Source organism: Streptomyces sp. NPDC051662 (genome assembly GCF_040681655.1).
Lineage (GTDB): Bacteria > Actinomycetota > Actinomycetes > Streptomycetales > Streptomycetaceae > Streptomyces.
The window spans coordinates 147,754-172,396 of record NZ_JBFAZD010000016.1; the positions used below are offsets into that span (position 1 = coordinate 147,754).

The following is a 24,643-nucleotide window of genomic DNA, read 5'->3' on the forward strand; positions in this document are numbered from 1 at the left end:
GGAGAGCCGATGAGCGGCATGAGCGGCATGAGGGGCAATGACGGGCTGCGCAGATGGCATAGGCGAAGCCGGGGGCTGGTCGACAGAGAGCGCCTCGACCGGGGTCAGGGCGGGGCCGAGTACGCCGCGATGGTCGGGGTCGTGTCACTGGTCGTGGCGGCGATCGTCGGTCTGAGCGTGCCCGCCGACACGGCGACCGGGCTGAAGAGCGCGGTGTGCCGAATACTTCACCCACTCAGCGGCGCCGAGGCCTGCTCCTCCGGCGACTACGCTGGCGACGGGAAGGGCGACGGAGGCGACGGAGGGGGCGGAGGCGGAGGCGGCCCCGACGATCCCTTCGTACCCAACGGCGACCCGTTCGAGCCCGCACGGTGTCTGCTGTCCCAGGACCAGACGAAGACCACCGTCGTCATCCAGATCATCTTCATCAAGATCAGCTCGTCGGAGACGGTCAAGCTCCAGCAGTGGTCCGACGGCACCGTCACCCTGGAACGGGTGACCGAGACCTCGGGCGGGGTCACGGCGAGCATCTCCGCGGGCATCCCCGGCCTGAAGGACTGGGGCGGCAGCGCCAAGTTGAGCGGCACGTATCTGGCGGGCAGCGGCAGCGGCGGGCAGTGGCTCTTCAACGGGAACAAGAGCGGCGATCCGCAGGCGGACCTGGCGGCCAACCTGGAGGACGCCCAGCAGTTCGCCGAATATCTCAAGGCGATGGACGACTGCAACAGCCGGCCCGCGGGACCGCGCTCCTCGGAGCTGGGAATGATCTGCGGCTACCACGCGAACAAGAAGAAGCCCGACCTCGATCCGGAGAGGGCGCCCGACGTCGACATCACCAAGACGTCCGTCGAGGCGTCCGGTAACGCCAGCTTCGGCGGAAAGTTCAAGGGCAACGGCAAGGGCGGCAAGGACGCCGGGAAGAGCGACGGCCCCAAGGATCTCGGCAAGATCTCCGGCGAAGTGCTCAACGGCACGATGACCGAGGACGTCGTCGTCATGCGCGCCCAGAACGGTCCGAACGCCGGGAAGATCACCTTCATCTACACCTTCACCGTCAAGGGCTCGGCCGGCACGGGCGGAGTCGCCACCGGCGAGCGGATGCAGCAGGTGGCCGTCACCTACGACGCCGCGGCCTATGACCAGGAGGAGAAGGACGGCGCCCCGCACCACCCGGAGAAGCTGGTCATCACCACCAGCCAGGAGGCCGGGGGCGGCGGCGGCGTCAAGGTCGAGGCAGGTGCCAACGCCGGTCCCGTGACGATCGACGTCGGCGGTGGCGGCGGATCGACCAACTCGGAGATCCACACCGAGTCGGCCGAGCTCATCCTCGACAACGACGCCGACAGCACCACCGTCGAGGACTGGCTGCGCGGACGCGGCGACGACCCCGCCAGCAACCCGCTCCCCTCCCCCTCCGACGCGGCCGAAGTACCCGACTCCGACGCCAGCCCCCTCGAACGGCTCCTGCACGACAAGGGAAAGCTCAGCAAGCTCGACTACAAGGCCAACACCGACTGGTGGAACGCCTCGCTCGGCATCGGCTTCGGTATCTCCGCCGGGCAGGTCAGCTTCGGCTTCAAGATCTTCGGGATCGACATCACCCACGAGGAGAAGAACCAGACGATCACCGGCGACCCCAAGTACGCCACCGGTCCGCAGAACGGCGGCGCGCGGCCCTGGGTCGAATGGAAGAACTGCACCAAGACCAAGCCCATCCCCACCTGACCGGCACGGCCGGGACTCGCCGGCAGGCGCGCCGACGAGACACGAGCGGATCCCGGACACCATTGCCCGGGAGGGGCACTAGCCTTGCTCGCCATGACGGAGCGGGGACAGAAGCGGAGACAGAAGCAGGCGATATCGGGCTTACGCGCGGGCACTCGGCTGTTCGTCGGTGAAGTACGGTCCTTTCCCGGGCGGTTGGCCGGGGTCGCGTTGGCGTGCGCGGTGACCGCGGCCGGGGTGGGTGCCTGTGTGCTCCTGCTCTTCAGCGCGAGCGAGTCCGGCTTTCCCGAGAACTCTCCGGCCGCCGCCGCCGCGCTCGGCGCCCGGAACGTGCTGTCCCTGCTGCTGTCGTTGCTGCTCATGTGCGCGGTGGTGGTGACCGGTTCCACCGTTTCGCTGTGGACCGGGCAGCGTCTGGGGCAGTTCGCCGTCCTGCGGGCGCTGGGAGTGACCGCGGGGCGGCTGCGGCGCATGGTCGCCGCCGATGTGGCGCGGCTGGCCGTGCTGTCCGCAGCCGTGGGGGCCGCGCTGGGTTCTGTGCCGCTGGCGCGGCTCGGGCGCGGGCTGCTCGTGGAGCGTGAGCTGTTTCCCGAAAGCGCCGGGCTGCCCGGTGCCGGTCAGATCTGGGCGACCGGGTTCGGGGTCTCCCTCGCCACCGGCGCCGTCGCCGTACTGGCGGCTCTGGCCAGTGTGCTCGCGGCCGGCCGGGTCAGCACGATCGATCTGCTCAAGGATCCGGAACTTCCCGCGGCCCCGACGGCACGCGGCCGGGCCCGGCTGCTGACCGGGCTGGCCATGGCGGGCCTCCTCTGTCTGCCCCTGCTGTACGTGATGGCCTTCATGGACCTCCCCGGGACCTTGCGGGCGGCCACCGCACCGGGCCTGGCCCTGATGGTCATCCCCACGCTCGCCGTACTCGCTCCCTGGGCCGTCCCGCCACTGACCTGGCCGGTACGGGTGGCGCTGCGCGTCCTGGACCGGCGCGTCGGCCGCATCGCCGCGTCCGGGATGAGGGCGACCCCCGCCCGCACCACCGCCATCGCGGTCCCCGTGCTGCTGGCGGTGGGCGTCGCGGTCTGTCTGCTCGGCGCGGGAGCCACCATGGGCCAGGCGGTCCAGCGTCAGACGGAAGAGGGGTTACGGGCCGACGGCGTGGTCAGCGCGGAGCCCGGAAGCCGCCTCCCCGTCACCACCGCGTCCCCCGCGGGGGTTTCCGCGACCCCGCTCATCGCCACCGAAGTCACCGCGCCTCCCACCGACTTCGACCGCCGGCCCGGAGCCGCGCGGGCCTGGGGAGCCGACGGCACCTCGCTGGCGAAGGTGCTGGACCTCGATGCGCGACAGGGCCGTCTGGCCGATCTGAAGGAGGGGACGTTCGCTGCCGGAGCGACCCGGGCCGACGGCCATCACTGGCGTACGGGGCAGCAGGTCCGGTTCGAACTGGCCGACGGCACCGCGCGAACGCTGACCCTCGCCGCCGTCTACGAACGCGACCTGGCCTTCCCCGAGTTCATCATCCCCCTCTCCACCGCCCTGGCGCACACGGCGTCCCCGTACGCCGAGCAGATCCTGCTGACCGGCGCCGTCGCCTCGTGGCCGGCGGGAGACGGCCGGCGGGTGGCCTCCCGAGCCGAGTACCTCGACGGCCTCAACCCCCGCGATCCGGCCGACGATCTCGCCGTCCGGCTGATCGTGGCCGTGGTCTCGGGGTACGCCCTGCTGGCCGCGGCCAACACCTGCGCGCTCGCCCAGCGCGACCGGCACTCCCAGCGCGCCCAGCTGCGCGCGATGGGCCTGGGCCGGTTCCAGCTGCTGCGCTGTGTGCTGTACGAGGCCCTGGGCGCGGCGGTCGTCGGTATCGCCCTGGCCGCCGTCACCGCGCTGGCCTGTCTGGTCCCGCTCGCGGCGGCGCTGAGCGCCGGGACGGGGGGCCCGGCGCTCCCGGCCTTCGATGTGCCCTGGACGGCCGGGGTGCTCGCGGCCGTGGTCGCGGCCGTCTGCGTTCCCACGGCACTGACGGCACGTCCGTTGTCCGGCATCCACCGTCAGTTCGCGAGACGCGCCGCGTAACAGGCCGCCGCCCCCGGACTCAGTCCTCCCCCTCCAGCTCCCCCTCGGTCTCCAGGAACACCGCCCGCAGCGCGTCCAGCACCGCCGGGTCCGGCTTCGCCCACATCCCGCGCGACTCCGCCTCCAGCAGCCGTTCCGCGATGCCATGCAGGGCCCAGGGGTTGGCCTCCTGGAGGAACGCGCGGTTCTCGGGGTCCAGGACGTAGGTCTCCGTGAGCTTGTCGTACATCCAGTCCGCGACCACGCCCGTCGTCGCGTCGTACCCGAAGAGATAGTCGACCGTCGCGGCGAGTTCGAAGGCGCCCTTGTAGCCGTGGCGGCGCATCGCCTCGATCCAGCGGGGGTTGACCACACGGGCGCGGAAGACCCGTGACGTCTCCTCGACCAGGGTGCGCGTCCGGACGGTCTCGGGGCGGGTCGAGTCGCCGATGTACGCCTCCGGGGCCGTGCCCTTGAGCGCGCGGACGGTGGCGACCATGCCGCCGTGGTACTGGAAGTAGTCGTCCGAGTCCGCGATGTCGTGCTCGCGGGTGTCGGTGTTCTTGGCGGCCACCGCGATGCGCTTGTACGCGGTCTCCATCTCGTCGCGCGCCGGGCGGCCGTCGAGCTCCCGGCCGTACGCGTAGCCGCCCCACACCGTGTAGACCTCGGCGAGGTCCGCGTCGGTGCGCCAGTCGCGGCTGTCGATGAGCTGGAGGATGCCCGCGCCGTACGTACCGGGGCGGGAGCCGAAGATACGGGTCGTGGCGCGGCGTTCGTCGCCGTGCTCGGCCAGGTCGGCCTGGGCGTGCGCGCGGACGAAGTTGGCGTCGGCGGGCTCGTCCAGCGAGGCCGCGAGCCGTACGGCGTCGTCCAGCAGCCCGATCGCGTGCGGGAACGCGTCGCGGAAGAAGCCGCTGATGCGCAGGGTGACATCGATACGCGGCCGGTCGAGTTCGGTGAGCGGGATCGCTTCCAGGCCCGTCACCCGGCGCGACGCGTCGTCCCACACCGGGCGGACGCCCAGCAGCGCCAGCGCCTCCGCGATGTCGTCGCCGGAGGTGCGCATCGCGCTCGTACCCCAGAGGGACAGCCCGACCGAGGTCGGCCACTCGCCGTTGTCGGTGCGGTAGCGGGTGAGGAGGGAGTCGGCGAGGGCCTGGCCGGTCTCCCAGGCGAGCCTGCTCGGTACGGCCTTGGGGTCGACGGAGTAGAAGTTGCGGCCGGTCGGCAGGACATTGACCAGGCCGCGCAGCGGGGATCCGGACGGGCCCGCCGGTACGAATCCGCCGCTCAGGGCGTGCACCACATGCTCGATCTCGTCGACGGTGCCCGCGAGGCGCGGTACGACCTCGCGCGCCGCGAAGTCGAGGATCGCCGCGACGCCCTCGGGGAGGCCGGCGGCCACGCCCGCCACCGCGGCCGGGTCCCAGCCGGCGTCCTCCATCGCCCGGACGAGCGCGCGGGCCCGCTCCTCCGTCTCGTCGGCGTCGGTACGGGTGGCGGCCGACTCGTCGAGCCCGAGGGCCTCGCGCAGACCGGGCAGGGAGGCCGTACCGCCCCAGATCTGCCGGGCGCGCAGGATCGCCAGGACCAGATTGACGCGCGCCTCGCCGGCCGGCGCGCCGCCGAGCACATGCAGACCGTCGCGGATCTGCGCGTCCTTGACCTCGCAGAGCCAGCCGTCGACATGGAGCAGGAAGTCGTCGAACCCGTCGTCGTCCGGCCGGTCTTCGAGCCCCAGGTCGTGGTCGAGCTTGGCCGCCTGGATCAGCGTCCAGATCTGGGCGCGGATCGCGGGCAGTTTCGCCGGGTCCATGGACGAGATCGCGGCGTACTCGTCGAGCAGCTGCTCAAGGCGCGCGATATCGCCGTACGACTCGGCGCGCGCCATCGGCGGTACGAGATGGTCCACCAGCGTGGCGTGTACGCGCCGCTTGGCCTGCGTACCCTCGCCCGGGTCATTGACCAGGAACGGATAGATCAGCGGCAGATCACCGAGCGCGGCATCGGGGGCGCAGGCCGCCGACATCCCCGCGTTCTTGCCGGGCAGCCACTCCAGATTGCCGTGCTTGCCGAGGTGGATCATCGCGTCGGCGCCGAAGCCGCCGTCCTCGCGGTCGGCCTGGATCCAGCGGTACGCGGCCAAGTAGTGGTGCGAGGGCGGCAGATCGGGGTCGTGGTAGATCGCGATGGGGTTCTCGCCGAAGCCGCGCGGCGGCTGGATGAGGATCAGCAGATTGCCGCGCCGCAGGGCGGCGAGCACGATGTCGCCGTCCGGGTCCCCGCCGGAGGCGGCCCGGCTGCGGTCCAGGAACATCTCGCCGGGCGGCGGTCCCCAGTGCCGCTCCACCGACTCGCGCAGTTCGGCGGGGAGTTGGCCGTACCACCGCCGGTAGTCGGCAGCCGGGATACGGACCGGGTTACGGGCGAGCTGCTCCTCGGTCAGCCACTCCTGGTCATGGCCACCGGCCTCGATGAGGGCGTGGATCAGCTCGTCGCCGTCGCCCGAGGCCAGTCCGGGGACGGGCTCTGAGCCGAAGTCGTAGCCCTCCTGGATCAGTCGGCGCAGCAGGGTCACCGCGCTGGCGGGGGTGTCGAGACCGACCGCGTTGCCGATACGGGAGTGCTTGGTCGGGTACGCGGAGAGCACCAGCGCGACGCGCTTGTCGGCGTTCGTGACATACCGCAGCCTGGCGTGGCGTACGGCGATCCCGGCCACTCGGGCGGCCCGCTCGGGGTCGGCGATGTAGACCGGCAGACCGTCAGGGTCCAGCTCCTTGAAGGAGAACGGGACGGTGATGAGGCGGCCGTCGAACTCCGGCACCGCGACCTGCGAGGCGGCGTCCAGCGGGGACAGCCCCTCGTCGCTCTCGGCCCAGGTGGCGCGGCTGCCGGTGAGGCAGAGGGCCTGGAGGATCGGTACGTCGAGCGCGGCGAGGGCGCCCGCGTCCCACGCCTCGTCGTCGCCGCCGGCCGACGCCTCGGCGGGCTTGGTGCCGCCGGCGGCGAGCACGGTGGTGACGATCGCGTCGGCCTCGCGCAGCGCGGCCAGCAGCTCCGGCTCGGGCGCGCGCAGGGACGAGACGAAGATCGGCAGGGGCCGGGCGTCCGCGTCCTCGATCGCCGAGCACAGCGTGTCCACGAAGGCGGTGTTGCCGCTCATGTGGTGCGCGCGGTAGTAGAGGACGGCGACGGTCGGGGCCAACTCCCCCACGCTGTGTCCGGGACGGCCGAAGCGGGGCGGCCTGACGCGCCGGTCGAGCCGGCCCCAGGTGGGCGCGGCGGCGGGCGGCTCGAAGCCGTGGCCGGTCAGCAGGACCGTGTCGGAGAGGAACCGCGCGAGCTGGTCCAGATTGGCCGGACCGCCGTGCGCGAGATAGGCGTGCGCCTCGGCCGCGATACCGATGGGGACGGTCGACGCCTCCATCAGCTGGGCGTCGGGTGCCTGTTCACCGGTGAGGACCACGACCGGCCGGTCGCCCGCGAGCAGCAGATCGATCCCGTCCTGCCAGGCGCGCAGCCCGCCGAGGAGGCGTACGACCACGAGGTCGGCGCCCTCCAGCAGCGAGGGCAGTTCGTCGAGCGCGAGCCGGGCGGGGTTGGCGAAGCGGTACGGGACGGGCCCGCCCGCCGCGTTCGCCGCGCGGGCGCTCAGCAGATCGGTGTCGGACGTCGACAGGAGCAGAAGCATGCGGCGTCTGGCCTTCCTCGGGGTCCGCGCCCCGGGCGAGGTGTGGAGGACGGCGGGAGTTCCTGGCTCGTCCGGCTGCTGCCGGACTCACAGTGGCGGGACCGCGCCGGGTTCGCACCGGGCTTCCTCCCCATGACGCCGTCGCTGGCGTTGACGGGCCTGGGCAGGCCGTCGTCTGCATAGTAAGTGCTGAGGTCACGGGCGGGGGAGGGCGCCCGGAACCCGGGCCGGTACAGGGGGTGGTACGGAGCGGCGGCGGCCGGACGGCGGGACGGGAGCGGGTGTGGGTACGTGGGTATGCTCGCCGCCATGCCGCCCACCTCGCCAACACCCGTGAACCGGGACGAAGCGCCCCCGCGGGCCGCCGTACGGGAGTCCGTACGGGCCCCTCTGCGGGAGCGCGGCGACGCCTGCCCGGGCGCGCTGCGGCTGCACACCGCGGACGACGGACGGCTGGCCCGGTTGCGGCTGCCCGCCGGGCTTCTGACGGCCCGTCAGGCGGAGGCGCTGGCGGACGCGGCGGAGCGGCTCGGCGACGGACATCTGGACCTCACCTCCCGGGGCAATGTGCAGCTGCGCGGCCTGGACGGAAGCCGTGGCACGGAACTGGCCGGGCTGCTGCACGAGGCCGGACTGCTGCCTTCGGAGACACACGAGCGGGTACGGAACATCGTCGCGTCACCGCTGGCCGGGCTGGACGAACTGCCGTCCGCGGACGTCCAGTCGTGGGCGCGCGAGCTGGACGGACTGCTCTGTGCGAGCGTGCGGGCCGCGGCCCTCTCCGGGCGGTTTCTCTTCGCGCTGGACGACGGACGCGGCGATGTGGCGGCTCTCGGCGCCGATGTGACGTTGCTCGCACACCGGGACGGCTCGGTTTCCGTACGGACCGGGGCAAACCGGTCGGGTCCCCGTGTGGCCCCCGAGGACGCCCCGCGCGCGGCCCTGTTGGCGGCGGAGACGTTCCTCACGCTGGCGGAGGCGAGCGGCTCGGGGGCCTGGCGGGTACGGGAACTGCCCGCCGAGGACGGCCGGGGGCTGGACGCGGCGGTACGGGCGGCGCTGGCGGACGCCGGGATCGCGACGGAGTACGCGACGGAGGCGCCCGCGCGGGACATGAACGCGCCCGCGCGGGACATGGAACCGGAACCGGAAGGGGAGCCTCCTACTCCTGGTTCCGTACGGTCGCCCGACGGGACCGTGGCGCTCTCCGTCCACGCGCGCCTCGGCCGGTTGAGCGTGGCGCGGTGGCGGCTGCTCGCGGCGGAGGCGAACGGACCGCTGCGGGTGACCCCGTGGCGCGGAGTGATCGTGCCGGGGGTGGCCCCGGCCGCGGCCGGCGATGCCCTGGACCGGCTCCGTACGGCCGGGCTGATCACCGACCCCGACTCCCCCTGGTACGGGGTCGGCGCCTGCACCGGCAGGCCCGGCTGCGCGAAGGCGCTGGCGGACGTACGGTCCGACGCGGCGGCGGCCGTGTCCCATGCCGGGTCCCCGGGCTCGGGCGGACTGCCCGTGTACTGGTCGGGGTGCGCGCGCCGCTGCGGCCATCCGCAGGGCCGCTGGGTGGATGTGGTCGCGAAGGGCGAGGGCCGCTACGACATCTCCGTACAGAAACAGGTTCACGTACAGAAACAGGCACAGGTACGGGGAGATGTCCCGAACGCCACCACCACAGGACCGGAACCGGAACCGGAACCGGAACGGAAACCGGAACCGGCACCGGAACTCGCCGACGCGGTTGCGGCGGCACGCACGACCCCATTGACGAGATGAGCGAGAAGACCACGGTGTCCACAGTGCCCAGAGGGTTCGAGTACGAGAAGGACGGCGCGGCGATATACCGCCAGTCCTTCGCCACGATCCGCGCCGAGGCGGATCTCAGCGGGCTGCCGGCCGAGGTCTCGCAGGTCGCGGTGCGGATGATCCACGCCTGCGGCATGGTCGACCTGGTGCGTGACCTCGCCTTCAGCCCCGGGGTGGTGATCCGCGCCCGCGAGGCGCTGCGCGCGGGAGCGCCCGTGCTGTGCGATGTGGCCATGGTCGCCAGCGGGGTCACCCGCAAGCGGCTGCCCGCGGACAACGAGGTCGTCTGCACCCTCTCCGATCCGTCGGTGCCCGCCCTCGCCGCCGAGCTGGGGACGACCCGCAGCGCCGCCGCGCTGGAGCTGTGGCGGAACCGGATGGAGGGCGCGGTGGTGGCCGTCGGCAACGCGCCGACCGCTCTCTTCCGGCTGCTGGAGATGATCGAGGACGGCGCCCCGCGCCCGGCGGCGGTCATCGGCGTGCCGGTCGGCTTCATCGGCGCGGCCGAGTCCAAGGACGCGCTCGCCGGACACTTCTCCGGCCTGGAACACCTGGTCGTACGGGGACGGCGGGGCGGCAGCGCCCTCGCCGCCGCGGCCGTCAACGCGATCGCGAGCGAGGAAGAATGACCGCCCGGAGCACCACGGATGAGCAGGGCGCGGGAGTCCTGGCGGACGCCGGCCCGGGCGTGGGCCGGCTGTACGGGGTCGGTCTGGGGCCGGGAGACCCGTCCCTGATGACCGTACGGGCCGTACGGATCATCGCCGAGGCCGATGTGATCGCGTATCACAGCGCCCGCCACGGCCGGTCCATAGCCCGGTCCATCGCCGCCGAGCATCTGCGCCCCGACCACATCGAGGAGCCGCTGGTCTACCCGGTCACCACCGGGACGACCGACCACCCCGGCGGCTATCAGGGCGCGATGGACGAGTTCTACGCCGAGTCGGCCGCCCGGCTCGCCGCCCATCTGGACGCCGGGCGCACGGTCGCGGTGCTCGCCGAGGGCGATCCGCTCTTCTACGGCTCGTACATGCATATGCACAAGCGGCTGGCCGACCGCTATCCGACCGAGGTCATCCCCGGTGTGACGTCCGTGAGCGCGGCGGCGGCACGGCTCGGCACCCCGCTCGTCGAGGGCGAGGAGGTGCTGACGATCCTGCCGGGCACGCTGTCCGAGGAGGAGCTGACGGCCCGGCTGGCCTCGGCGGACTCGGCGGTGGTGATGAAGCTCGGCCGTACGTTCCCGACCGTACGGCGGGCGGTCGAGCGCGCGGGCCGGCTGGCGGACGCGCGGTACGTCGAGCGCGCCACGATGAGCGGGGAACGCACCGGGGCGCTGGCCGACACGGATCCGGAGTCGGTGCCGTACTTCTCGGTGGCGGTGCTGCCGAGCCGCGTCGCCGCGCGTGCCGTGCCCGGGGCGGCCGAGGAATCGGCCGACGAGGCGACCGCTGAGGCGACCGGCGAGGCGACCGGCGAAGGGACCGGCGACGTGGTGGTCGTGGGGACGGGCCCCGCCGGACCGCTGTGGCTCACGCCCGAGACGCGCGGCGCGCTCGCCGCCGCCCAGGATCTCGTCGGTTACACCACCTATCTGGACCGCGTTCCGGTCCGCCCCGGCCAGCGGCGCCACGGCTCCGACAACAAGGTGGAGTCGGAGCGCGCGGAGTTCGCCCTCGACCTCGCGCGGCGGGGCCGGCGCGTGGCCGTGGTCTCGGGCGGCGACCCGGGAGTCTTCGCGATGGCCACGGCCGTCCTGGAGGCCGCGTCCGCCGACCCGTACCGGGACGTGCCCGTACGCGTACTCCCGGGCGTGACCGCCGCCAACGCCGCCGCGGCCCGGGTCGGCGCCCCGCTCGGCCACGACTACGCCGTGCTCTCGCTCTCGGACCGGCTCAAGCCGTGGGAGGTCATCGCCGAACGGCTGCACGCGGCGGCGGGCGCGGACCTGGTGCTCGCCCTCTACAACCCCGGTTCCGCCAGCCGGACCTGGCAGGTCGGCAAGGCCCGCGAACTCCTCCTGGAGCATCGCGCCCCGGACACCCCCGTCGTCCTCGGCCGCGATGTGGGCGGGCCGGAGGAGAGCGTACGGATCGTGCGGCTCGCCGATCTCGATCCGGCGCAGGTCGACATGCGGACGATCCTGCTGGTCGGCTCCTCGCGGACGGTGACGGCGCGGCGGGGCGAGAACGGGGACGAGACGGTGGTCTGGACGCCGCGCCGCTACCCGGAGCGCCCGGGGGCCGTGGGAAACCCGGCGCCCCCGGAATCCCCGGAAAGCTGAGCAAGCCACTCCACCGCGTCCTCGACCGTCGCCACCGAGACCACCCCCTCCGGGACGGCCGGCCGGCGGACGACCACGACCGGAATCCCCGCCTCGCGGGCGGCCGTGAGCTTGGGCGCGGTGGCGGCGCCGCCGCTGTCCTTCGTCACCACGACGTCGACGCGGTGGCGGCGCAGGATCTCCCGCTCGCCGTCGAGGGTGAACGGCCCCCGGTCCAGCAGCACGTCCGTACGGGCCGGGCACGGCGGCTCCGGGGCGTCCACGGACCGTACGAGGAACCACATCTCGTCGAGGTGCGCGAAGGCGGCGAGCCCCATCCGCCCGGTGGTGAGGAAGACCCGCGCGGACCGCAGCGCGATCAGCTTCTCGGCGGCCCGCGCCAGGGAGCCGACCGGGTGCCAGTCGTCACCGGCGACCGGCACCCAGGACGGGCGGCGCAGGGAGAGGAGAGGAACATGGGTGAGCGCGGCGGCATGTGCCGCGTTGCGGCTGATGGTGCCGGCGAAGGGATGGGTGGCGTCGATGAGCGCGTCCACGCGCTGCTCGCGCAGCCAGCGCGCCAGCCCTTCGGCGCCGCCGAACCCGCCGATCCGTACGTCGCCCGGCGGCGGTACGGGCCGGGCGACCCGGCCGGCGAGGGAACTGGTGACGCGGAGGCGGCCGTCGCCGTACAGGCGCTCGGCGAGCCGGCGCGACTCCGTCGTGCCGCCGAGGATCAGCACATGGGCCGGGGCAGCGGCCGGGATCAGGGCGGGGGCCGGGGCCGGGGTCGGTTCACTCATCGTCGGCGGGTCTTTCCATGACTGATATGACGGACATGGCTGGCGGCGGGAAGGGCGGGCGCGCCGCCCAACTCAAGCACACCGGCCTCCGGCCCGGCTGGACGACCGGTGCCTGTGCGACGGCAGCGACGACGGCCGCCTACACGGCGCTGCTGACCGGCGAGTTCCCCGACCCGGTGACGATCACGCTGCCGAAGGGGCAGACACCGTCCTTCGCCCTGGCCACGGAGGACCTGACCGCCGGGGACCGGGCCACGGCGGGCGTCGTCAAGGACGCGGGCGACGACCCCGATGTCACCCACGCCGCCCTGATCCGTACGACCGTACGGCTGCTGCCACCGGGCGCGGGTGTCGTCTTCCGCGCGGGCCCGGGTGTGGGTACGGTCACCCGCCCCGGACTCCCCCTGGAGGTGGGTGAACCGGCGATCAACCCGGTCCCGCGTCAGCTGATGCGCTCCCACGTGGCGGAGGTGGCGGCCCGGCACGGCGGTACGGGCGATGTGGAGATCAGCGTCTCCGTGGACAACGGCGCGGAGATAGCCCGCTCCACCTGGAACCCGAGGCTGGGCATCCTGGGCGGTCTCTCCATACTCGGCACGACGGGCATCGTCGTCCCGTACTCCTGCTCCGCCTGGATCGACTCGATCAGACGCGGCGTGGACGTGGCCCGCGCGGCGGGCCGTACGCATGTGGCGGGCTGTACGGGATCGACGTCCGAGAGGACGGTCCTCGCGGTCCACGACCTCCCCGAGGACGCTCTCCTGGACATGGGGGACTTCGCGGGCGCGGTACTCAAATACATCCGCCGCCACCCCGTCGACCGTCTCACCCTCTGCGGCGGCTTCGCCAAACTCTCCAAACTGGCGGCGGGCCACCTGGACCTCCACTCGGCCCGCTCCCAGGTGGACAAGGCGTTCCTCGCCGAACTCGCCCTGGCGGCGGGCGCGGACGCGCCGCTCGCGAACCGCGTGGCGGCGGCGAACACGGGCCTGGAGGCGCTCCGTCTGTGCGAGTCCCACGGCGTGCCGCTCGGTGACGAGGTCGCGAGGCGGGCACGGGACGAGGCGCTGGGGGTGCTGCGCGGAGCGCCGGTGGAGGTGGACGTGATCTGCGTCGACCGGGCGGGCACGGTGGTGGGCCGCAGCGATCCCCCGGACCCGGGACGCGACGGAGAGCGTACGGACCCGGGTCACGAAGGAGTCCGGTGAAGAACAAGCTGAACTCCCTTCGGATCGCGGTGCGTCCGCTCGACGACCGGGCCGGCCGCGTCTGTCTCCGGGGGGGGCGACTGACCGCGCCCGCGACGCGCACGAGGATCCGCCCCCGGCCTCACCCCCCGCACACCGCCCCCGGCGGCACCTCCGCCGGTACCGCGTCGCGCTCCGCGCGCGTGAGGGTGCGCTGTCCGATCACCGCGCAGAGTCTGCCGACCCAGGTCTCCGGGTCCAGGCGTACGGAGATTGTCTGGCCGCCGCTGGTGTACAGGACCGTCGGGCCCTGGGCGGCGGCGGGAAACGCCCCCGGCGTGCTGCCGGACCCCGTCCCGAAGTTGTAGGCGTCCTCGTAGGCACGGCTGCCGGCCTTGTAGATCCGTACCCTCCCCGCGTCCGCCACCAGGAGGCGCCCCTCCGTATCCATGAAGTCGAAGACGAAATCGCCTCCCTCGCCGACGACGGGCATCGGGCCGAGCTCCCGGCGGAGCGGATCGAGCCGCCACAACTCCCAGACACCGCCACGGCGGAAGACCGCCATGTGGTTTCCCTCGGCGTCGAACCGGACGCCGATCACGTCGTTCCCGACGTCCATCCGGAGTTCCGTCACCTCGCGCCCTTCGGCGAGGTCGACGACGTGGATGTGGCTGTCCCCGAGGACAGCCACATGCCCCTCCCTGGGATAGGGCCAGACGAAGGGGGAAGTGTCCGTCACCGTGTCGGCCAGATCCGTAGTACTGAGATCGATACGGTCGGCCGGCCGTCCGGTCCTGGCGTCCCAGCGCTCGATGACGCCACCGGTCGCGACCAGGAGATACCTCTCGTCGGCGAACCGGAAGATCGACCCCGTACGGACCCCGGTGGGGACGGTGGCGATCCGTCGCAGGGACGGCACCTCGCGGATATGGATCTCGCCGCTCACGGCGGGATCCGCCACCAACGAGCCGTCACCACTGATCCGGATGCCCGCCTCCCCTCCCGCCGCCGGGCTCGGCCGCTTCGCCGAGGCGACCTCCTCGAACCCCTGGCCCACGGTGTAGGTCCGCAGCTCCGTCCCGTCGGGCGTTCTGCTGACGATGGTGGAACCGTCCGGGGTGAGTTCCTCGAAGGAACGATTGTCCCGCGGCAGGAACTCCTGGACATCGGTGGACACGGCGGTCAGGGCCGCGCCGGCCGAGTCATGACTGAGCAGATAGGTCCGGCCGCCGTCCTCCAGGAGACGGGGGAGCACCTCGCGGTGCCGGAAGCCGCCGCCCACCCGCGGCTCGCTCTGCTTCCCGGTCACCGCGATCTGCTCCCGCCGCTCCGTGTCGAACAACCGGACGAGGGGGCGGATGCCATCCGCGACGCCCACGCGCAGTCCCGTACGGTCGACGACCAGCTCCGCTCCGCACCGGCTGGTGTCCCTGAACCGGCCGCGTTCCTCGCCGTCCGCGATCCGAACCACCCGGTATAGACCCTTGTCCGCCCCGTCCGACACACGGCAGTGGACCAACGCGGTTCCGTCGCCGGAGACTTCCACCCCCTCCACACCCGTGGCGACCGTGCGCGGGGCTCGCGACCCCTGGTAGGCCAGCACCGTGTACGGGTTGTCCTCCAGGGAGTCGGCGTCGCCTTCCGCCGCCGCCAGCAGGGTGTCCCGGTCGGGCCCGAACCAGACCTTCGCGAACGAGTCCTCGCCCTCTGGAGGCGAGAGCGTGCGCACGACCGTGCCCCTGTGCAGGTCCCAGACCACGAGATGGCCGCCGACGGCAGCCGCCACCCGGCTGCCGTCGGAGGAGATCGCCGCGCCCCGGGGAGGCACGAAGCCGGGGCGAGCCGCCGCACCCGCCGGCCGCACGGCCATCGTCCGGGCCGGTCCCATCATCCGGGCCGTCCCCGGGCGGACTTCGTGCCACACCAGCGCGCCGTCCGCCCCGATGTACCCCACGCCGCTCCCGTCCGGCGCGACCACCGGATACCGCGCGTCCCCCTCCGCGGGAAGGTGCGCCCCGCGTATCTCCCCGTCGTCATTCCGTACGAACAGGGTGGCCCGTCCGGGCTGGGTGGTCGCCAGCACGACGCGTCCATCGCCGCTCGCGGCGACGCGCCGCACCTGGCCCAGCGTCCCCGACATCAGCCAGTGCGCCCGCCCGTACGTCAGATAGCTCTGGAGCAGGGCGTCACGCGCGGACTCCGTGGGCGACCTGCGGTACGCGGAGATCGCGAGCAGCGCGGAGAGCGCCGGATCGGTGGCGCGCAGGTCCGTCGAGGTCGCCGCCATGGAGCGGGAGTCCGCCTCGGCGGAACGCTCCTCCGCCACGCCCCTCTGGTAGACGAAGAGCGAGCCGAGCACCGCCGCCAGCGCCAGTACGGTGCCGAGGCCGGTGAACAGCCCGCGTCTGCGCCGTGTTCTCGTCCGCCACCGGTCGCGGCCCCGGCGCAGGAAGTCGGCGTCGGCCTCGCTCAGTTCCTCGCCACGCTCGCGCTCCCAGCGGCGCGCCACGTCCAGGGCCGAGGCGGCGGGCAGCAGATCCGGCGCGCGGCGGGCGGCCTCCCAGCGCTCTCGGTCGTGCCGTATCCCCTCCCGCCAGGCGAGGAAGTCCCGGTCGCGTTCCACCAGCGCGCCGAGCCGGTCCCATGCCCGGATCAGCGCCTCGTGGGCCAGTTCGACGGTCTCCCGTTTCTCGTCGTCGAGGCCGATCACCACCAGCCGTTCCCGGGCCAGCGCCTGGGCGACCGTCCACTCCGGTTCGCCCAGCTCGGCGCGGGGCACGACGCGGCGCGTGGCCGCCGGGCCGCCGAGCGGCAGCCGGACGAGTCGGGTGAACAGCCGCCGTGCCGTGGCCTCGTCGGCCCCCTCCGACTGATCCGGCCCGTCGGTCTCCCGTACCGCGCGCCGCCATACGGTCTCGGCACGCTCGGCCAGCGCGCCGCTGACGCCGCCGAGTTCCTCGTACGCCCGGTGGGTGAGCAGACCGCCGCGCTGGCGCTCCCACAGCTGGTCGAGGGTGAACTCCAGCAGCGGCAGCACTCCTTGCGCGTCACCGCAGTCGGCGAGGATGCGCTGCTCCAGTCCGTCCGCGTATCCGACGGACGCGATCGCCTCCACCGGCAGGACCACCGCCTGCCGTACCTGTTCGGCGGACATCGCGGGCAGGAGGAGGGACTTGCCCCGCAGGGCGCGTTCCAGACCGGGGCGAGTGCTGACGGCTTCCAGGAAGTCGGCGCGGAGCGTCGACAGCACACGCAGCCCCGACGGCGGGTGTTCGGGGAACAGCGCGGCGACGGCCTCGGCGGCGGACCGGGCGCCGGGGCCGTGGTCGAGAAGTTCCTCAAGCTGGTCCACGACCACGACGAGACCGCGTACGCCGCGAGCACGCCGGGTACGCGTGCCCCTGCTCGTACGGGTACCGCCGCCCGTATCCGTACCCGAACCGCCGCCCGTATCCGAACCCGTACCGCCGCCCGTACCCGTCAGCTGCGCCAGGATCTCCCCCCAGCCGTGCACGGAGAGCTCCGCCTCCACCACCCGGCTCTCCTCGCGCTGCGCGCTGCCGGTCAGCTCCGGCCGGGTGAGCCGGGTCAGCTCCATGGCGAGACCGCCGAGCAGACCGGACGGACCGCCCGGCCGTACGATGACGACGGCGTGTCCCGCCTTCCTCAGCCGGGGCACCACACCCGCCCGTACCAGCGATGACTTCCCGCAGCCCGACGGCCCGAAGATGGTGACCACCGGATGCTCGGTGACCAGCGCGGTGACCTCGTCGCTCTCCTCGTCCCTGCCGTAGAAGACCTCGCTGTCGGTCTCCTGGAACGCCGACAGTCCCCGGAACGGCGAGGACGGCAGCACGGCTTCCCGCAACGACGGTACGGCGAGCAGCAGTTCGCCGGTCGGGATGAGAAAGGCGGACGGCTGCTGGGGGTCGGCGGCCACCACCATGCCGACCACGGCGCCCAGCCGCTCGTCCCACACCGGTGCGCCGCTGAAGCCCCGGCTGATCGCGTGGTTGCTGCCCGCCGCCCGCTCGACCTGGAGCCAGCCGGCCCCCTGCCGCGCCCGCAGCACCCCCGCGTGCCACACCCCGTCGGCATGGCGGGCCGGGAAGCCGAAGGTCCGCACGGGGTGGCCCCATACGTCGTCCGCCTCGGCCATGCGCAGGGGTACGGCGCCGGGGACGGTGGACCGCAGGCGCAGTACGGCGATATCCCGGGCCCCGGAAGGACCGTCCTCCGGCCAGTACTCCACCAGCGCGGGAACGATCACCGGACCGGCCGCTGGCCCGGCCGCCTCGCCGACCGCCGGACCGGCCGCCGGGCCGAGCGGCAGGTCCACCTCGACAGTCGCCCCGGCGGCAGGCCGCTCGTCGTCGTCGAGTCCGAGTGCGGAGGCCACGACATGGGCGCAGGTGACGGCCAGTTCCCCGGTCACGAGAAAGCCGGCGCCGACGGCCGTACCGTCGGGATACCTGACCCTGAGCACCGCGGCGGCGAGCGGATCGGGCGTACTCGGCATCTCCACCACGTACACCCAACTCCCCTGTACGACTTGGCTGTTTGTTGGCGAATTATTGAATGTTTGATTGCCCTGCTCAGTATGGCGTGCGGAGGATCTCCTGTGGAGCCGTCGAACGAACGCGGGAGAACGGATCAGCCGTGCGCACCGGTCAGGTGCCCCTGGACGAGTGCGTCCGGAGCAGGTCCTCAGCAGGCGTGCGGACGCTCCCTGTCGGCCGAGTACAGATGGCTGTCACGGAACTGCTCCGCGCCCAGCGTCCGGCCGACCATGATGACCGCGGTCCGCACCACACCCGCCGCCTTCAGCTGTCCCGCGATGTCCCCCAGCGAGCCGCGCAGCACCAGTTCGTCCGGGCGGCTGGCCATCGCCACCACCGCGGCCGGGCAGTCCGCCCCGTAGTGCGGCAGCAGTTCCGCCACGACCCGGTCCACATACCGCGCGGCCAGGTGCAGTACGAGCAGCGCCCCGCTCCGGCCGAGGGTCGCCAGGTCCTCGCCCTCAGGCATCGGGGTGGCCCGCTGGGCGATCCGCGTGAGGATCACCGTCTGGCCCACCGTCGGGACCGTCAGCTCACGCTTCAGCGCGGCGGCAGCCGCCGCGAACGCCGGGACGCCCGGCACCACTTCGTACGGCACCCCCGCCGCGTCCAGCCGGCGCATCTGCTCCGCGACGGCGCTGAAGACCGACGGGTCGCCGGAGTGCAGCCGGGCGACGTCGTGGCCCGCCTCGTGTGCCTGGACCAGCTCGGCCGTGATCCCGTCCAGGTCCATCCGCGCGGTGTCCACCAGGCGCGCGTCCGGCGGGCACTCGGCCAGCAGCTCGCGCGGCACGAGGCTGCCCGCGTACAGACACACCCGGCAGGCGGCCAGCCTGCGGGCGCCGCGCACCGTGATCAGATCGGCGGCGCCGGGACCGGCGCCGATGAAGTACACCGTCATCGTTCTTCTCCTGCTGAGGGGGCTCCCGCCGAGGGGACCCGCGGTCCCGCCGAGGAGACCCGCGGAGGGTGGTCCTTCGTGACCGCCCACTGAGTGACCGGCATGGCCTGCCGCCAGCCGGTGAACCCGCCCACCGGAACGGCGTGCGCGACCGCCAGCCGTACGAGCTCCCCGCCCAGCCGGCGGTACCACTCGGCCAGCAGCGCCTCGGACTCCAGCGTCACCGTGTTCGCGACCAGCCTGCCGCCCGCGGGCAGCGCGTCCCAGCAGCTCTCCAGCAGCCCCGGTACGGTCAGCCCGCCGCCGATGAACACCGCGTCCGGGACCGGCAGTCCGGCCAGCGCGCCCGGCGCCGCACCGGTGACGACGCGCAGCCCGGGGACGCCGAGCGCACGCGCGTTACGGCCGATACGTTCCGCCCGCGCGGGATCGCGCTCGACCGAGACGGCGCGGCAGGAGCGGTGCGTACGCATCCACTCGACGGCGATCGAACCCGACCCGCCGCCGATGTCCCAGAGCAGCTCGCCGGGCGCGGGCGCGAGCGCGGCCAGGGTCGCGGCGCGCACATGGCGCTTGGTGAGCTGGCCGTCGTGTGCGTACGCGGTGTCGGGCAGGCCGGGTACGGCGCCGAGGCGCGGCGCGTCCGGCGCGCGACGGCACTCGACCGCCACGACATTGAGCGGATCACCGGCGGGCTCGGCCCACTCCTGGGCGGGGGCCTCGACATGACGCTTGTCCGCGCCGAGTCGTTCCAGTACGTGCATCCGGCTCGGGCCGTAGCCGCGCTCGGTCAGCAGTGCCGCCACCTCGGCGGGCGTCGCCGCGCCCGCGCTGAGCACCAGGACCCGCCGGCCGTCGTGCAGGGCCGCGGCCAGCAGTTCGGTGGGGCGGCCGACGAGCGTGACCACCTCCGTGTCCTCCACCGGCCAGCCGAGCCGGGCGCACGCGTACGAGACGGACGACGGATGCGGCAGCACGCGCAGCGCGCCGGCCCGCCGGGCGTCCGTGCCAGGGGGCTCGGAAAGGACCTCGGACAGGGTCTCGGACAAAGTCTCGGACAGGACCTCGGACAGGGTCCGCCCGATCCCGTGGAACATCGGGTCCCCGCTGGCCAGGACCGCGACCCGGCGCCCGGCGTGGGCGGCGAGCAGCCCGGGCACGGCTGGCCGCAGTGGCGACGGCCAGGGCACCCGCTCGCCCGCGCACTCGCCGGGGAGCAGGGCGAGTTGCCGGGGGCCGCCGATGAGTACGTCCGCCTCGCGCAGCGCGGCCCGCGAGCCATCGGGCAGCCCCGCCCAGCCGTCGGCGCCGATCCCGACGACAGTCACGGGCAGCACCGGCATCGGCACCCGGGGCACGGAGGGCCGGGGCCCGTCGGGTCCGGTGGGCGCGTCGGGTCCGGTGGGCGCGGAGGGCTGGGCGTGGCTCACTGCCGTACACCTCTGAACTGGGGGAAGACCGAATCCGCACTCTACTGGCCGTCCCCCGGACGAGATGCGGGAGACCCTTACCTATGGAACCTTGAGGTGACCACCACGGCCGCCGGCCGGCACCGGCCCCCGGCCCGTCTCCTCACCGAGGGAGCGCCCCATGACGGCCAAGAGGGCACTTGCTACCGGATGGACGGTCTTCGCCGCGGTTCTGATGATCTTCGGCGGCGCGATGACGATCCTGGCGGGTATCTCCGCCATCGCCAACGACGACATCTTCCTGGCGACGCGGAACTACGTGTTCTCGTTCAGTCTCATCGGCTGGGGATGGGTCCATCTCATCATCGGCGCCATCATCTTCCTCGCGGGCTGCGCGCTGTTGAGAGGCGCGGTGTGGGCGCGCGTGGTCGGTGTGATCCTGGCGGGTCTCGGCGCGCTCTCGAACTTCCTCTGGATCCCGCGCTATCCGCTGTGGGCCCTCGTGCTCCTCGCCATCGACCTCTTCATCATCTGGGCGCTGTGCGCGGGCGACCGGCGCCGCTCCGAGCGATGAGCCCGGAGACGGGCTGAGCCGAAGCCCCCCTGAGCCGAAGCCCCGCCGAGCCGGATCACGGGCCCGGCGGCGCGGATCACCGGCCCGGCGGGGCGATGCCCGTAAGCAGCGCCCGTACGGTCTCCCGCGCGAAATCCGCCTCGCTCTCCGGGCGCAGAACGCCCTCCGGTGGTTCCGGGGCGAAGAACAGGCCCAGAAAGGCCCGGTGGAAGCAGGCGCCGACGAGAAGCAGCGCCGCCGCGTCCGGGTCGATGTCCGGGGAGACCCGGCCCAGCTCCTGTTCCGCGGCGAGATACGCGGCCACGGACCGGCTCACCTCGTGCGGCCCCGAGCCGTCGAGTCCGAGCCGTTCGCGATGGGCCACGAGCAGGTCGGGGCTGGCGAAGAGGGACGCCGCCATCGGGAACGTACCCCGGTAGAAGAGCACCCCCACCCGGGCCACCTCCTCCAGATGATCCGCCACCTCCCCCTCGCCCACGCGCCCGGGCAGCCGCGCCAGCGCGTCCGTGAAGCGCGGCGCGCGCTCGTGCAGAACGCTGACGAAGATCTCCTCCTTGTCGCGGAAGTGCTTGTAGAGCGCGGCTTCCGAGCAGCCCGCCTCCCTCGCGATCTCCTTCGTCGTCGTGCGCGTCAGCCCCACGGTGCCCATCAGCCGCGCGGCGGCGTCGAGGATGCGCGAGCGCGTGAGGGCGCCGCCGGTCAGGGGCGGCGCGGCGGCTTCTCGGTGCGTACCGGTCATGTCGTACCCGTCATGCCCACCAGCCTACTTTGACAAGTGGGTGAGCGCTCACCCACCATGGCTGGTAAGCGTTCACTCACCCCTGGAGGGGTCATGAAAATCGCTGTGCTGGGAGCCACGGGAGGCGTCGGACGGCAGATCGTCCGCCACGCCCTCGCGGACGGACACAAGGTTTCGGCCGCGGTACGGGACCCGGCCAAGCTGAGGACGGAACACGAGGGCCTGACGGTCGTACGCGCCGACGCCCTCGACGCGGCCTCCCTGACCGAGGTCGTCGACGGGGCCGACGCGGTGCTCTCCGGGATGGGCCAGGCCGGCCGGCACGACCCGCTCAAGCCCGCCTCCACCTCGGCGCGGGCGGCGACCGAGGCGATGGCCGCGACCGGCGCCCGGCGGATCGTCGTGGTGAGCGCGGCGCCGCTGAACCGCTCGGGTCCGGTCAGCCGTGGCTCGCGCGCCGGGTCCTGCTGCCCGGGATGTGGCTGGCGCTCAAAGAGCTGTACACGGATCTCGAACTGATGGAGACGATCCTGCGCGAGAGCGGGCTCGACTGGACGTCGGTACGGCCGCCCCGGCTGACGGACGCCGACGGCAAGGGCACCTACCGCCACGCCGTGGAGGCGGGCCCGGCCGCCAACGCGATCGCCCGCGCGGACGTGGCCCGCGCCATGCTGGACTTCGTCACGGACCGGTCGACGTTCGGGCACGCGGTCGGCGTCAGCGACTGACGGGCGACCGGAGACCGGCCGACGGTCCCCTGACAGGAAACCGGGACCGGCCCGCGCTTCGTGAGCGCGGGCCGGTCCCGGTTCCGTTCCCCGTTCCGTTTCCGTTCCCGGTCCCGGTTCAGCCGGCGGTACGTACCGGTGCGGCAGTGCTGTCGGCCGCCACCGCGGCGGCCTGCCGCCTCGGCCGGAGGGCCCGCTCCGCCAGCGCCCCGAAGATCAGCCCGAAGGCTGTCCAGAGCAGCGCCTGTACGGCGATCGACGCCAGCCGGAATTCCCAGAGCAGGGCGGCCGGGAACGTGGCCGGAATGGCATCGGTGTTGGCGGGCAGGACCAGACAGGCCACCACCACGGCGACGACATAACCGCCACCGGCGGCGACCGCCGCGTTCCAGTTGCCCAGACGCGGCGCGAGCCTTCTCCCCGCGATGACCGCGACAACCGCCAGCAACACGCTCAACACGATCATCAGGAAGAACAGCGTGGTGCGCTTGCCGATGGTGTCCGGGTCGCCGACCGCGGGCGGGTTCGCCGGATACTTCAGGAACGGCACCAGATAGACGGTGGCGAAGGCGGCCCCGGCGAGCAGCGCCGCGGTCACCCTCGGACCGAACCGGCCGATCCTGCCCAGACAGCCGGCGAAGACCAGCGAGGCGATCCCGCCCAGGGCCACCCCGTACACGAGGACGCCGGTGGCCAGCCCGAAGGTCGACTGCACCGGCCGGCTGACCAGTTCTTCCTCCTCTTCTTCCGCGCCCTGCTGGGTGGCTTCCCCGCCGTGCTGATGCGCGGACGCGGAGTGGGCCTCCTCCTGCGCGATGGAGGCCCGTACCGAGGGCTCACCCGCCACATAGGCCAGCGCGAACGCGCAGAGTCCGGCGAGGACGCCCGCGATCATGCCGCGGACGAGGAGGGTTCTGACGGTGGAGGCATGCATGCGCGTGATCTCCGTCGGTCGTCAGTGGCAGGGGAAGCCGAGGAGATGACGGCCGTCGTGGACCCACTCGTGCACGTCCGCACCGGAGAACACCGACGTGGCGCCCTGCTCCGCGCCGACGAAATAGAGCAGCACCAGCATCAGGGTGCCGACGAACACGGCCCAGGGCAGCACCGCGCGGAGCGGAAGGGGGGTGACAGCGGTGCCGGCGGCACCGGTGGATGCAGCGGCCGGGGGCGCTATGGACTGCGCCATGACACAACCTCCTTGGGGAACTCGCGTCCCGTTCAGTGGAGCTCGAACGACGGCATCCGGGTCTGACTCACCGGGACCCCCGCCGCGCTGATACGCGACCGGCGCCCGGCTTACAGTGGCGCGACCGTGCCGGATTCCCACCGGACTTCCGTTCCGCCGTCGTTATTTCGACGTGAAGGTACCGCGATCCCGGGGACCGGCCAAGAGGACCTTTTCCCGGAACGTGCCGGAACACGGCCGGAACCCGGCGGGAACACGGCCAGAACCTGCGGAAACACGGCCGGAACCCGGCCGGACCGAGCCAGAACCAAGGAGCGAGGACCGTATGACCACCCGGCTCATGCTCATCTCACCGGCCATGAACCCGGCCCTGCGGGAGGCCCGCTTCCCCCACGCCGAGGAGCCGGCCGACGGCGGGCTGGACGCCCTCGGGCTGCGGCAGGCCGAAGCCGTACGGGAGACCTTCCCCGTCACCACCACATACGTCTCCCCCTCCCCCCGCTGCCGGCGCACCGCCGAGGCCCTCGGCCTGGACGCGAAGCCGCTGCCCGCCCTCGCACCCTGCGCCATGGGCGGCTGGCAGGGCAGGACCCTCGACGAGGTGGCCGCCGCGGAACCGCACGCGCTGGCCTCCTGGCTGTCGGACCCCGCGTCCGCCCCGCACGGCGGCGAATCCCTGCTGACGCTGCTCGCCCGCGCCGCCCACTGGCTCGACGCGCTGGGCGGCGACACTCATGGCGACGGCACCTCTGACGACAGCACCCCTGGCGACAGCACCTCTGACGACGGCACACCGCGCGACCGCACCCCGCGCGGCGGCGGCACGGCGGGGGGCCGCGTCATAGCCGTCGCCGAGCCGGACATCATCCGCGCCTGCGCGGTCCACGCCTTGGGCGCAACTCCCGCGGCCTTCTGGCGGATTGACGTACGCCCCCTGACCGCCACCGAACTCAGCGGGCGGGCCGGCCGCTGGAACCTGCTCAGCGGCCGACCGCTCCACAGCGCCACCCCCTGAGGCTG

18 protein-coding genes and 2 riboswitches are annotated in these 24,643 nt (G+C 73.1%); of the genes, 10 read left to right on the top strand and 8 right to left on the bottom strand.

The features are described 5' to 3' along the window. The first annotated feature begins 9 nt into the window (after positions 1-9). A complete protein-coding gene (locus tag AB0M67_RS25960) occupies positions 10-1,725 on the top strand; it encodes a hypothetical protein (RefSeq protein WP_365749130.1) in 1,716 nt (571 codons plus the stop codon). Positions 1,726-1,818: 93 nt separating this feature from the next. Then, a complete protein-coding gene (locus AB0M67_RS25965; protein ID WP_365749132.1) occupies positions 1,819-3,795 on the top strand; it encodes an FtsX-like permease family protein in 1,977 nt (658 codons plus the stop codon). A gap of 19 nt (positions 3,796-3,814) precedes the next feature. Here AB0M67_RS25965 and cobN read toward each other — a convergent pair whose 3' ends face one another. Next, positions 3,815-7,468, bottom strand: coding sequence for a cobaltochelatase subunit CobN (cobN, locus tag AB0M67_RS25970; RefSeq protein WP_365749134.1), 3,654 nt, complete (start codon positions 7,466-7,468; stop codon positions 3,815-3,817). 33 nt (positions 7,469-7,501) lie between these two features. Next, positions 7,502-7,656: riboswitch (cobalamin riboswitch) on the bottom strand. A gap of 109 nt (positions 7,657-7,765) precedes the next feature. On the opposite strand from cobN, the gene cobG reads away from it, so the two are divergent. From cobG to AB0M67_RS25985, 3 genes are read left to right on the top strand one after another with little or no spacing between them, the layout of a single operon-like run. After that, entirely contained in the window at positions 7,766-9,241 is a 1,476-nt protein-coding gene (gene cobG / locus AB0M67_RS25975) for a precorrin-3B synthase (protein WP_365749239.1), read from the top strand. Next, positions 9,238-9,900 carry a precorrin-8X methylmutase gene (locus tag AB0M67_RS25980; RefSeq protein ID WP_365749136.1) on the top strand — a complete coding sequence of 221 codons (663 nt, stop codon included), beginning with the start codon at positions 9,238-9,240 and terminating at the stop codon, positions 9,898-9,900. Before cobG ends, AB0M67_RS25980 begins: the two co-directional genes overlap by 4 nt. Then, positions 9,897-11,555, top strand: coding sequence for a precorrin-2 C(20)-methyltransferase (locus tag AB0M67_RS25985; RefSeq protein ID WP_365749138.1), 1,659 nt, complete (start codon positions 9,897-9,899; stop codon positions 11,553-11,555). The genes AB0M67_RS25980 and AB0M67_RS25985 overlap by 4 nt, the downstream gene beginning before the upstream one ends. Here the strand turns inward: AB0M67_RS25985 and AB0M67_RS25990 are convergent. Beyond that, positions 11,495-12,337: a cobalt-precorrin-6A reductase gene (locus AB0M67_RS25990; RefSeq protein ID WP_365749140.1), complete on the bottom strand. Its 843-nt coding sequence runs from the start codon at positions 12,335-12,337 to the stop codon at positions 11,495-11,497. The two genes, AB0M67_RS25985 and AB0M67_RS25990, sit on opposite strands and share 61 nt — an antisense overlap. A 35-nt stretch (positions 12,338-12,372) precedes the next feature. Here AB0M67_RS25990 and AB0M67_RS25995 point away from each other — a divergent pair, with 35 nt between their 5' ends. Beyond that, positions 12,373-13,545: a cobalt-precorrin-5B (C(1))-methyltransferase gene (locus tag AB0M67_RS25995; protein ID WP_365749241.1), complete on the top strand. Its 1,173-nt coding sequence runs from the start codon at positions 12,373-12,375 to the stop codon at positions 13,543-13,545. A 121-nt stretch (positions 13,546-13,666) separates the two neighbouring features. Here AB0M67_RS25995 and AB0M67_RS26000 read toward each other — a convergent pair whose 3' ends face one another. The 3 genes from AB0M67_RS26000 to cbiT form a co-directional block, all read right to left on the bottom strand. Continuing rightward, on the bottom strand, positions 13,667-18,043 hold the full coding sequence (locus AB0M67_RS26000) for a hypothetical protein (RefSeq protein ID WP_365749243.1): 4,377 nt from the start codon (positions 18,041-18,043) through the stop codon (positions 13,667-13,669). A gap of 188 nt (positions 18,044-18,231) precedes the next feature. Continuing rightward, complete coding sequence (gene cobM, locus AB0M67_RS26005; protein WP_365749142.1) at positions 18,232-18,984, bottom strand: precorrin-4 C(11)-methyltransferase; 753 nt, start codon at positions 18,982-18,984, stop codon at positions 18,232-18,234. Further along, the gene (gene cbiT / locus AB0M67_RS26010; protein ID WP_365749246.1) at positions 18,981-20,327 is read right to left on the bottom strand and encodes a precorrin-6Y C5,15-methyltransferase (decarboxylating) subunit CbiT; all 1,347 of its coding nucleotides are present in this window, start codon (positions 20,325-20,327) and stop codon (positions 18,981-18,983) included. Before cbiT ends, cobM begins: the two co-directional genes overlap by 4 nt. 247 nt (positions 20,328-20,574) lie before the next feature. Between cbiT and AB0M67_RS26015 the strand changes: the two genes are divergently transcribed. Further along, positions 20,575-20,967 (top strand): hypothetical protein, encoded by a 393-nt coding sequence (locus AB0M67_RS26015; protein ID WP_365749144.1) that lies wholly within the window; start codon positions 20,575-20,577, stop codon positions 20,965-20,967. Between the two features lie 76 nt (positions 20,968-21,043). Here AB0M67_RS26015 and AB0M67_RS26020 read toward each other — a convergent pair whose 3' ends face one another. Further along, on the bottom strand, positions 21,044-21,706 hold the full coding sequence (locus tag AB0M67_RS26020) for a TetR/AcrR family transcriptional regulator (protein ID WP_365749145.1): 663 nt from the start codon (positions 21,704-21,706) through the stop codon (positions 21,044-21,046). 93 nt (positions 21,707-21,799) lie between these two features. Here AB0M67_RS26020 and AB0M67_RS26025 point away from each other — a divergent pair, with 93 nt between their 5' ends. Continuing rightward, on the top strand, positions 21,800-22,225 hold the full coding sequence (locus tag AB0M67_RS26025) for an NAD(P)H-binding protein (protein WP_365749147.1): 426 nt from the start codon (positions 21,800-21,802) through the stop codon (positions 22,223-22,225). After that, positions 22,225-22,434, top strand: a complete 210-nt coding sequence (locus tag AB0M67_RS26030) for an NAD(P)H-binding protein (protein WP_365749149.1) — start codon at positions 22,225-22,227, stop codon at positions 22,432-22,434. Before AB0M67_RS26025 ends, AB0M67_RS26030 begins: the two co-directional genes overlap by 1 nt. A gap of 118 nt (positions 22,435-22,552) precedes the next feature. Here the strand turns inward: AB0M67_RS26030 and AB0M67_RS26035 are convergent, their stop codons facing one another. Together AB0M67_RS26035 and AB0M67_RS26040 are read right to left on the bottom strand one after the other, a co-directional pair. Continuing rightward, complete coding sequence (locus AB0M67_RS26035) at positions 22,553-23,368, bottom strand: CbtA family protein (RefSeq protein WP_365749151.1); 816 nt, start codon at positions 23,366-23,368, stop codon at positions 22,553-22,555. A 21-nt stretch (positions 23,369-23,389) separates the two neighbouring features. Beyond that, positions 23,390-23,623: a CbtB domain-containing protein gene (locus AB0M67_RS26040; protein WP_365749153.1), complete on the bottom strand. Its 234-nt coding sequence runs from the start codon at positions 23,621-23,623 to the stop codon at positions 23,390-23,392. Positions 23,624-23,663: 40 nt separating this feature from the next. Further along, positions 23,664-23,832, bottom strand: a riboswitch (cobalamin riboswitch). A 116-nt stretch (positions 23,833-23,948) separates the two neighbouring features. On the opposite strand from AB0M67_RS26040, the gene AB0M67_RS26045 reads away from it, so the two are divergent. Then, positions 23,949-24,638 (top strand): histidine phosphatase family protein, encoded by a 690-nt coding sequence (locus AB0M67_RS26045; protein ID WP_365749155.1) that lies wholly within the window; start codon positions 23,949-23,951, stop codon positions 24,636-24,638. Positions 24,639-24,643: the final 5 nt, after the last annotated feature.